Genomic DNA, 9,588 nt, shown 5'->3' with positions numbered 1-9,588 from the left:
GGGTGCGCCTGCGCACCGGGGCGGGCCGGTAGTTCGAGGACGGAGGTCAGCCGGTGCCGCCGCCACTCGGGAACGCGCACCTCACGGGCGTACTCCCTCGGCGGCGCGGCCCGGTCAGGTCCGCCAGATCCCCAGCACGGCACGCACCCGGCCGTGCTCCTGTCCGCTGTGTCCGCCTTCTCGGCCGCACCGGGGCGCCCGGCCGGGGACCGGCTCCCGGCCGTCTGTCCTCGGCACTCGTGCGGCGGCGTTCAGGGGGTGTGCGGGCACGGTCACCTGGGGACCCGCGGTGGCGGGTTCGTCCTCGTCCGCGCACTGCGGCGCCCCGCTGCCGTAACCGGGAGCGGCCGGAGTCGGCTCCCCCGCACTCCGGACCGGGGCGACCGCCCGCTCGGAAGCGGTGGGCGCGACGGCGGTCAGCGTGTCGGTCCGCTCCAGGCCGGCCGGCTGCGGGCCGTGGGCGCAGCCCAGCACATGCAGCAGCGCGGCCAGCACCGTCACCAGCACCAGCCGGCACAGCGCTGCCCGGGAACCCGGATGACCCGTCCCCGCCCGCACGGCACGAAGCGTATGCGATCAGATACCTGAAGTGCCTGTCGCGTGTTCCCGGATCCAATTCCTCATGGCGCATTCCCGTGGGGCGCGGAGCGTACGGAGCCCATGGGGGTCGGTGGTGTCGGTCGCCCAGGCGATGTGTCCGTCGGGCCGGACGAGGACTTCGGCGATGTCGGCGAAGGCGGCGAAGGCGGGACCGGGGTCCGCAGGCCGTGCGCTCACCGCCGTGACGTGCTCCGGGGCGGTGAAGTGGCCCTTTGGGCCTGCCAGTTGGAGCAGTACGAACCGTCCGTCGTGGAGCAGTTCGTAGGTCCGGGTCCGGCGTCCGTCCGGGAGGATGAGCGGGAGGTCGGGCATGCGCCGGCCGGTCATCGGGTGCGCGGTGGGAGCGGCGGGCGGGTAGGCGGTGTCGAGTGCGGAGAGGTGCCCGGCGAGGAGGCGCTTGGCTTCCGGAAGGCCGAGAAGCGTGTCGAACAGTTCGCACAGCAGCTTCGCGGGGCGCCGGTATCGGGCGACCAGTGGCAGTTCGACCAGGAGCGTCTGGGCCTCGGTGCGTTCGGTGACGGCCCGGCCGACCGGGCGGCGTTCGGCGTCGTAGGTGTCGAGCAGGCCGGGGGCCGCCCGCTCGCGGACGCACGCGGCCAGTTTCCAGCCGAGGTTCATCGCGTCCTGGAGGCCGGTGTTGAGCCCTTGGGCGCCGACGGGGAAGTGGATGCGCGCGGAGTCGCCGCCGAGCAGGAGCCGGCCGGAGCGGTAGCGCTCGGCGAGCCGGGTGGCGTTGCCGAAGCGGGAGAGCCAGGTCGGGTTCCCGATGCCGCAGTCGGTGCCGCACACGCCCAGGAGCGCGGTGCGGAACTCGCTGAGGGTGACCGGTGTGGCGGAGGGGACCCGCATGCGCTCGGGGTCCATGACGACGAATCGGGTCAGGCCGGGTTCCAGCCGGGAGACGAGGACGCCGTGCTCCCTGGCACGGTCCAGGTCGGCGTGGTCGGCGATGGCGAAGTCGCCCACCAGGGCGGTGAACGACTCGTCGGTGCCGGGGAAGGCGATGCCGGCGGCGCGGCGGACGGTGCTGCGGGCGCCGTCGCAGCCTGCCACGTAGCCGGCCCTGACCGTGGCAGGTCCGGTCGGACCCCGCAGTTCCACCTCGACGCTGTCGTCCTTCTGCTGCAGCGCGGTCACCTCGTGTCCCCGGTGGATACGGACCCCGAGCTCCCGGGCCCGCTCCTCCAGCAGCGCTTCGGTACGCGACTGGGCGAGGAGCAGGGCGTACGGCTGCGGGGAGTCGAGCGAGGAGAAGTCGAGGGGGGTCCGCAGGGTCGCGGCGAACTGCCAGCCGGGCACGGTGCGGCCGGCCGCCAGGAACCGGTCGGCCAGGCCGCGTTGGTCCAGCAGCTCCAGGCTGCGCGGATGCAGGTTGAGTGCGCGCGAGTTCCGCTGCGGACGGGTACGGCGTTCGACGACGTCGGTCCGTACTCCGGCGAGCGCGAGCTCGGCCGCGAGCAGCAGGCCGGTGGGGCCGGCTCCGACCACGAGCACCTCGGTCTCTGGTTCCACCTGTGCCTGCCTCTCGTTCTACACGGTCTCGGACCGTTTGCGGGCGATGGTCAGGCCGTCGGCCACCGGCAGCATCACGGACTCGACGCGCGCGTCCGCCCGCACATGGGCGTTGAACTCGCGTACGGCGCGGACGTTTCCGATGGCGTGCGGGAGATGGACCTGCCCCTGCTGGAGCACGTTGTCGGCGATCAGCAGTCCGCCGGGCCGCAGCCGGGGCACGAGGAGGTCCCAGTACTGGCAGTAGTGGGGCTTGTCGGCGTCCAGGAAGACCAGGTCGATGTCGTCCCGTGCCGGAAGGGCCGTCACGGTCTCCAGTGCGGGACCGATCCGGAGGTCGATGCGGTCCTCGACCCCCGCCTCCTTCCAGGCGGTTCGGGCGATGGAGGTCCACTCCTCGGAGGTGTCGCAGGTGAGGACGGTTCCACCGGGGCGCAGTCCGGTCGCCAGCGCCAGGGTGGAACAGCCGGTGAAGGTGCCCACCTCGACGATCTTCCGCGCGTCCACGAGACGTGCGAGCAGGGTCAGCAGGGTGGCCTGCTCGTGCGGCACCCGCATGACGGCCGGCGGGCCCAGGGCGCACGTCTGCGCCACGAGCCACTGCTGGACCGGTGTCTGGGGTTCGCACTGGCGCACCAGGTAGTCGTACAGCTCACGGGTGAGCGCAACGGCCTTGAAGTTGTCGTGCAGGGCTTCGGTCACCCGGGTGCTCCTTGTCGTCGTTGGGTACGTACGTACGGGCGTGCAACGGAACGGGCGCACAGCAACAGCAGACGTACGGCGGAACGGGCATACGGCGGGCCGGGCGCCGCCGGGGCGCCGAGCCCGGACGAGGGACTGGAGGAGCCGTGAGACGCGTGCTGGTACTGGGCGAATTCCGGGCGGACCGGCTCGTGCCTCCTCTCCTGCGGTCCGGTGCGCAGGTGACGGTTCTGGGCTTCGCCGACCTCACGGGCTTCCTGGACCCCCGGGTGACCTGCGCACCGCTGCCGAAGGAACTGACGGGAGAGGCCCTGCGCGTACTCATCGACGCACACCGGGCGGACACCGTGGTGGCCGGCATGTCGTCCCCCGGCCAGGAACAACTGCTCGCGCTGTACGCCCGGGTCGGCCGCTGCGTCGGTTACGGGCGGATGCCGGTGCACTCCGAGGCCTTCGCCACCCTGGCCTGCGACAAGGTGGCACTGCACCGGGAGGCGGCCCGGCGCGGCTGGCCCGTACCGGCCGCAGTGGTGTGCGAGCGCCCCGGGCAACTCGGCGAGGCCGCCCGGCGGGTGGGCTTCCCCCTGCTGGTGAAGGAAGCACGCAGCGAGTCCTTCGCAGGCCGGTACTTCGTCCGCGAGCCCTCCCGGCTCTCTGCCCTCAGCGCCTCCCTCCGTAGCTCCCTCACGTACCCCGTACTGCTCCAACAGGCCCTCCAGGGCGAGGAATTCGCCGTCGAACTGCTCACCCTCCCCACCGGCACCGTCCGGTGGCCCGTCGCCTCGCTCGGGACCCTCGACGGCGACTGCGCCCCGGGACGGCGGGCCCGCGTGCAGCCCGCCCTCCTCCCCGGCCCTGCCAGGCGCGCGCTGAGCGCCCTGGTCCGGGACATCGCCGAGACGTCCCGCCCGGTGGGGCCCTGGCAGCTGGACTTCGCGGTCACCCGCGACGGGCGGCTCCACCTGATCGAGATCAACGGGCGGTTCGGCGGCGTGTCCAACATGAGCTGGACCAGCACGGGCACCGATCCGCACCTCGCCCACGCACAGGCCGTGCTGCACGGGCGGCTGCCGGAGCGGACCGGCGCCGTCCGCGCCGCACTGGAGGTGCCGGTGCCGAACGGCACGACGCTGCCGCCGCCCCCGGCCGGCACGACCCTGTCGGCCTTCACCGCCAACCCCGGCTACCCCGGTCCGCACACCTCCGGAGTCCACCGCGCGGTGCTCGGGGTGACGCCCGCCCACGCCCAGGACGTACGCGAGTGGCTGGGCCGGCTGCCCGCCGGAACCCTGCTGCTGCCCGTCGGTTCCGCCCTCGCCGGGCTTGAGCGGGGCCTGGCGGCGCTCAGTGCGGAGACTGCGCGGGGCCCGAGTGCGGCGACTGCGCAGGACCCGAGTGCGGCAACTGCGCAGGACCCGAGTGCGGCGACGCCTGGGTCCGCACACCCGACCCGGCACACAGATCGGTGATGAGCTTGCGGGCCCGGCCCGCGGTCACCGGTGTGACACCGTGGATCAGCTGCGCCCCGTACACCAGGGTGGTGCCGGCCGGCGGACGGCAGACCCAGCGCGTGGCGGCGATGGCGTCGAGGGAGACCGGCCCCGACCGGGCGGTGATCTCGTGCACCAGCCGGGTGCCGGACTCGAACACGTCGTCGGCCTCGGTCAGCCGGTCGGTCCACAGGTCCTCGCACGCGCTGGTGTCGAGGTAGAACTCCCCGCCGCTTTCGGCTTCTTGAAGGTTGAACACCACCCGGCCCAGCCGGATCGGCCGCTCCTGCGGGTCTCCCATGCCGTGGACGTGCGAGCGGATCCTGTCTCCGGGTTTGAGGTCGTGGTACAGCCACGGGGCGACGGAGTCGGCGGACGGGAAGGCCCGGCGGATGACGGGCATCGCCCGGTCGATCGCGCCCGACAGGATCTCCTGCACGGCGTCGGGCGGCGCGAGGCCCTCGCTGGGCCGGACGGGAACCCAGCCGGTGACGGCCAGGTGGTCGTCGACGATCTTGGTGACCTGGGCGGTCTCGTCAGGGGTGAGGAAGCCCTCGATCGTCTGTACGGCCAGGGTCTCGGACGTGTTGATCACTTCTGTGCCCCTCTCTCGGGTTCGTACGCCCGACTCATTGCAGTGCCGGCCCTTCCTGGCGCCAAGGGCGGCCGAGCGGGCGCGCAAGCGCACGGGCGGCCCGGCGCGAGCGCGCAAGTCCGCACCGGGAACGGGCACATGCCCCTGTGCGCCCCGCCAACGCCTCGCGGGGGGCCGGTACGCGGGGGCCCGCGGTACGCCACTGCCCTCATGCGGCCGGTACGGCCTCTGCCTCATGCGGCCTGGTACGTCTCTGCCTCATGCGGCCGGTACGCCGCCGTGGGCCGCCCACCGGCCGAGGGTGAATCCGCCGCCCTCCTGCCGGACTTCCACGGCGCCCGCCCCGCCGAAGTGCGCGGGGACCACCAACTCCCGCTCCGCTGCTGCTCGTTCGAGGATCCGGCGACGGCTGGCCACCGCTTGCTCCGCATCCAGGCAGAAGCAGCTGTTGCAGGAAGGGGCGAGGATCTGCACCGGGCTGTGCAGGAGGTCGCCGACGAAGACCGCCCGGTCGCCCCCGGAGGCGAGCCGCAGTACGGAGGAGCCTGGTGTGTGGCCCGGCGCGGACTCCAGAGTGAGGTGCTCGTCGATGCGGTGGGTGCCGTCCCACAGGACGCTCTGCCCGGCCCGGTGGACGGGCGCGATGCTGTCCTCGTGGATCAGCCGGTCGTCCGACCGGCGGCCGGCCCCGTACCCGTTGGCCGGGCCGAAGTGGAAGTCGTCGGCGGCCGGAATGAGGTACTGGGCGTGGGGGAACGCCGGCTCCCACCCGCCGTCCGTACCCACGGTGTTCCCACCGACGTGATCACCGTGGACATGGGTGTTGACGACGACGTCGACGTCCTCCGGCCGGATGCCGGCCCGGGCCAGCCCGCCCAGGAGATCGCCCTGCCAGTGGTGGAACATCGGCGACCCCGGCCGCTCGCGCCCCATCCCCACCCCGGTGTCGACCAGGACGGTCTTTCCGGAGCTGCGCAGCACCCAGCTCTGCACCGCTCCCGCCGCCCGGTCGCCCTCGGGCTCCCAGTGATGGGGCGCCAGCCACTCCTCGTTGCCCTGCCACAGCTCGGCGTCCGCGTCCGGAACCAGGCTGCGTGCGGGTGCGAACGGCCCCTGCCACTCGACGACTCGGACGACCTCGACATCGCCGAACCAGATGCTCTGTGTGCTTTCGCTCTTCATTCCCTCGACTCTAGGAAGAGCGAATGAGCTGCTCAATGCCTGTTCTGCTCAATCCGATACGCGTCCGTCTCATCATTGACGCCATGGGTATCCTCGCCCGATGGACGTGGTGAGCGACGCGGTATCGGCGGTACGCATCGGGCGTCCGTCGTCGAACCGGGTGCGGGTGAGCGGGAGCTGGTGCACGCGGCTGGCCCCGTACGACGGTGCGGGGTTCCACGTGGTGCTGGAGGGAAGCTGCTGGCTGCTGCCCGAAGGCGGCCCGCCGCTCTCGCTCGGCGCGGGTGACGTGGTGCTGCTGCCGCACGGCACGGGACATGTGATGGCCGACGCCCCCGCCGATGCGGCGACCGTGGAGCAGGCGGTGCCGTTCGAGCGCTGGCTCGACGGGACCGGCCCGCACCTGCCCCCGGCCGCGTCCGGCGAGGTGCAGGTACAGAGGCACGAGCAGGGGCAGGAGCAGGTGCAGGTGCTGTGCGGCAAGTACCAGCTCGACCGCAGTCGCGTACACCCCCTGATGGCGGAACTGCCGGAGGTCGTCCACCTGCCGAACAGAGTGGGCGCCCACCCCGAACTGCGCGCCGCCGTCGACCTGTTGGGCCACGAGCTCGGCACCCAGGGCCCCGGCTCCTGCCTCGTGGTGCCCAGCCTGCTCGACCTCCTCCTCGTCTACATGATCCGCTCCTGGGCGGCCCAGGACACGAACGGCACCTGGCCCGCCGTACTGGGCGACCCGGTGGCGTCCGCCGCCCTGCGGGCGCTGCACTCCGACCCGGCCGCCCCGTGGACCAACGACCGCCTGGCCGCCGAGGCGGGCGTCTCCCGCGCCACCCTGGCCCGCCGCTTCACGGCCCTGGTCGGCCGCCCGCCGATGGCGTACCTGACCTGGTGGCGCCTGACGTTCGCCGCCACCCTGCTCCGCGACACCCCGGACCCGCTGGCCACCGTCGCCCGTCGCGTCGGCTACGGCACTCCGTACGCGCTCTCGCACGCCTTCAGCCGCGAATTCGGCGTCACGCCCGGCCAGTACCGGAGGACCGGAACCGCGGGCTAGAGCACCACGCGGTAGTGGGTCGTCAACCGGTGCCCGTCGTCCAGGACATGGAAGGCGAGGCCCGGCGGCTGCTCGCGGTCCGCCACCGGCTCCCCCTCCCAGGGCATCCGCAGGGTCCACGTCACGGCGGGTCCCACGACGAGCGGGCGGCCCGCGAAGGTGGAGGCGGCGGCGGTGTGGGCGTGGCCGGTGAGGACGGCCACGACCTGGGGGTACGCGGCGAGCAGGGTCGCCAGGTCGTCCGGGTCTTCGAGTCGGCAGGAGTCCGGGAGCGGGTGGTGGAGCGCGACGGGCGGCTGGTGGAAGGCGAGGAGCGCGGGGGTCTCGCGGGGCAGGGCGTCGAGGGTGGCGGCGATCCAGCGCAGCGTTCCGGCGTCGAGGCGGCCCTCGTCCCGGCCGGGGACGGTGGCGTCGCACATGAGGATCGCGGTGCCGTTGATGTGGTGCGCCTGATTGACGGGGGCGCCGTCGGCCGCACCGTCGGACACGGAGAGGCCCTTGCGGTAGGCCGCCCGTACGTCGTGGTTGCCGGGGCACACCAGCACCGGGAACGGGGCGTCGAGGATGCGGGCCGCCTCCTCGTACTCGGCGATGTCGCCGTGGTCGGCGATGTCCCCGGTGACCAGGACGGCGTCGACCGGCTGCGGCAGCGCGCGCAGGTGGTCCATGACGCGGACGGCGCGTTCGGTGGCACGTGCGCTGCCGTCCAGGTGCAGGTCGCTGATCTGGGCGAGCAAGGTGGTCATCGTGCGGGTCCTCTCCACAATGCTTCCTGATGAATACTTCCTAATGGAAAACCACTCGTTTAGCATTAGGGACCGTAGATCATCTGCCGGGCATACTCAAGGGGTACGCACACGAGTGAAGGGCGCGCAGTGGAGCGGTACTTGGCATTGGAGCTGGCGAGCACGATCCGGCACGACGGGAACGGCGGCGTGACCGACGACCTGGCCGACGAGCGGGGCGCACAGTGCTGGATCCGCGCACAGGGCGAACTGCTGACGGAACTCTGCCTGGACTCCGCGGAGTTCACCGCCGAAGGGCCCGTAGAAGGGTCCATGACGGCGGTACGGAGCGAGCTGGTCGCACTGCGCCAGGCCGTACGGGCCCTGTTCGCACAGGCGGTGAGCCCTGCGCCGCCCAGCCCGGCGGACGCCGGCCGACTGCTCCCCGTGGAGCAGGCCCTGGCGCGCCTGAACACCGCTGCGGCACAGGAGCCCATCGCTCCTCAACTCGCCTGGGCGGACGGCGAGTTCCCCACCACCCGGCTGCTGACGGCGGAGCACGACCCCCTCGTACGGCTCACCGCGGGCGTGGCCCGTGCCGCCATCGACTTCCTCACCGGGCCCGAACGCGACCGGCTGCGCGCCTGCACCGCCCCCCGCTGCGTGCGCTACTACCTCAAGCGCCACGGACGCCAGGAGTGGTGCAAGCCCTCCTGCGGAAACCGCGCCCGGGTGGCCCGCCACTACGACCGGCAGCACGGCACGGAGTAACTCCCTCCATTGCCCCGGGGCGTCCGGTGCTGTGCGATGGTGAGGGCGTGAACCTGGAGGACCTCGTCCGGCTGCGCCGGGCCCGTGACCGGATGGACCGCGACTACGCGGAGCCGCTCGATGTTCCCGCGCTGGCGCGCGACGCACTCATGTCGGCGGGCCACTTCTCCCGCAGCTTCCGCGCCGCCTTCGGGGAGACGCCGTACAGCTATCTGATGACGCGCCGGATCGAGCGGGCCAAGGCGCTGCTCCGGCGGGGCGACCTGTCGGTGACGGACGTCTGCTTCGCAGTCGGCTGTACGTCGCTGGGGTCGTTCAGCTCGCGGTTCACGGAGCTGGTCGGCGAGAGCCCGAGCGCGTACCGGGCCCGCAGCCATGACGACGGCGCCGCCGTCCCCGCCTGCATCTCCAAGATCCACTCGCGACCGGTCAGGAACGGAGAAGCCGGATCGGGTCCCCCGCCCCTAGCGTGAGACCCATGGAAACCAACCGCACGAACACCAGCCAGTCGGACTCCCACCACTCGGACATCAACCAGTCGGGCATCCGCCTCTCGCAGTGCTTCATCGCCGTCGACGACCACGACAAGGCGCTCACCTTCTACCGGGACGCCCTCGGTCTTGAGGTGCGCAACGACGTCGGGTACGAGTCGATGCGCTGGGTGACCCTCGGATCGCCCGCGCAGCCGGACGTGAACATCGTCCTGGAACCGCCGCTCGCGGACCCGAACGCCTCGCAGGCCGACCGCCAGGCGGTGACCGAGCTCATGGCGAAGGGCCTGCTGCGCGGCGTCATCTTCGCGACCGACGACCTCGACGCGACCTTCGAGCGGATCAGCAAGGCGGGCGGCGAAGTGCTCCAGGAGCCGGTCGACCAGCACTACGGCGTCCGTGACTGCGCGTTCCGCGACCCCGCCGGGAACATGGTGCGCTTCGCCCAGCCCCGCCAGTAGTAGGC

At 72.5% G+C, this 9,588-nt stretch carries 10 protein-coding genes; 5 read left to right on the top strand and 5 right to left on the bottom strand.

The window, feature by feature from the left end:
* Positions 1-114: 114 nt before the first annotated feature.
* The 3 genes from ACWGIG_RS32995 to ACWGIG_RS32985 are packed head-to-tail and all read right to left on the bottom strand — an operon-like array spanning position 115 to position 2,814.
* The gene (locus tag ACWGIG_RS32995; RefSeq protein ID WP_453325369.1) at positions 115-558 is read right to left on the bottom strand and encodes a hypothetical protein; all 444 of its coding nucleotides are present in this window, start codon (positions 556-558) and stop codon (positions 115-117) included.
* An 18-nt stretch (positions 559-576) separates the two neighbouring features.
* Entirely contained in the window at positions 577-2,112 is a 1,536-nt protein-coding gene (locus tag ACWGIG_RS32990) for an FAD-dependent monooxygenase (protein WP_453325368.1), read from the bottom strand.
* An 18-nt stretch (positions 2,113-2,130) separates the two neighbouring features.
* Positions 2,131-2,814, bottom strand: coding sequence for an O-methyltransferase (locus ACWGIG_RS32985; protein ID WP_453325367.1), 684 nt, complete (start codon positions 2,812-2,814; stop codon positions 2,131-2,133).
* Positions 2,815-2,960: 146 nt separating this feature from the next.
* Between ACWGIG_RS32985 and ACWGIG_RS32980 the strand changes: the two genes are divergently transcribed.
* The gene (locus tag ACWGIG_RS32980) at positions 2,961-4,283 is read left to right on the top strand and encodes a hypothetical protein (RefSeq protein WP_453325366.1); all 1,323 of its coding nucleotides are present in this window, start codon (positions 2,961-2,963) and stop codon (positions 4,281-4,283) included.
* An 874-nt stretch (positions 4,284-5,157) separates the two neighbouring features.
* Here the strand turns inward: ACWGIG_RS32980 and ACWGIG_RS32975 are convergent.
* Positions 5,158-6,081, bottom strand: coding sequence for an MBL fold metallo-hydrolase (locus ACWGIG_RS32975; protein ID WP_453325365.1), 924 nt, complete (start codon positions 6,079-6,081; stop codon positions 5,158-5,160).
* A gap of 100 nt (positions 6,082-6,181) precedes the next feature.
* Here ACWGIG_RS32975 and ACWGIG_RS32970 point away from each other — a divergent pair, with 100 nt between their 5' ends.
* On the top strand, positions 6,182-7,135 hold the full coding sequence (locus tag ACWGIG_RS32970) for an AraC family transcriptional regulator (protein WP_453325364.1): 954 nt from the start codon (positions 6,182-6,184) through the stop codon (positions 7,133-7,135).
* On the opposite strand, the gene ACWGIG_RS32965 is transcribed toward ACWGIG_RS32970, so the two are convergent.
* Positions 7,132-7,881 (bottom strand): metallophosphoesterase, encoded by a 750-nt coding sequence (locus tag ACWGIG_RS32965; RefSeq protein ID WP_453325363.1) that lies wholly within the window; start codon positions 7,879-7,881, stop codon positions 7,132-7,134. The genes ACWGIG_RS32970 and ACWGIG_RS32965 overlap by 4 nt on opposite strands.
* Before the next feature lie 129 nt (positions 7,882-8,010).
* Here ACWGIG_RS32965 and ACWGIG_RS32960 point away from each other — a divergent pair, with 129 nt between their 5' ends.
* The 3 genes from ACWGIG_RS32960 to ACWGIG_RS32950 are packed head-to-tail and all read left to right on the top strand — an operon-like array spanning position 8,011 to position 9,583.
* Positions 8,011-8,631 (top strand): CGNR zinc finger domain-containing protein, encoded by a 621-nt coding sequence (locus tag ACWGIG_RS32960; RefSeq protein WP_453325362.1) that lies wholly within the window; start codon positions 8,011-8,013, stop codon positions 8,629-8,631.
* Positions 8,632-8,678: 47 nt separating this feature from the next.
* A complete protein-coding gene (locus ACWGIG_RS32955; protein ID WP_453325361.1) occupies positions 8,679-9,104 on the top strand; it encodes a helix-turn-helix transcriptional regulator in 426 nt (141 codons plus the stop codon).
* Between the two features lie 5 nt (positions 9,105-9,109).
* The gene (locus tag ACWGIG_RS32950) at positions 9,110-9,583 is read left to right on the top strand and encodes a VOC family protein (RefSeq protein WP_453325360.1); all 474 of its coding nucleotides are present in this window, start codon (positions 9,110-9,112) and stop codon (positions 9,581-9,583) included.
* Positions 9,584-9,588 lie beyond the last annotated feature (5 nt).

The sequence above is a fragment of the Streptomyces sp. NPDC054863 genome, assembly GCF_053610825.1.
Note: the sequence above shows the minus strand (reverse complement) of the source record. Positions and strands in the feature narration are given on the sequence as shown.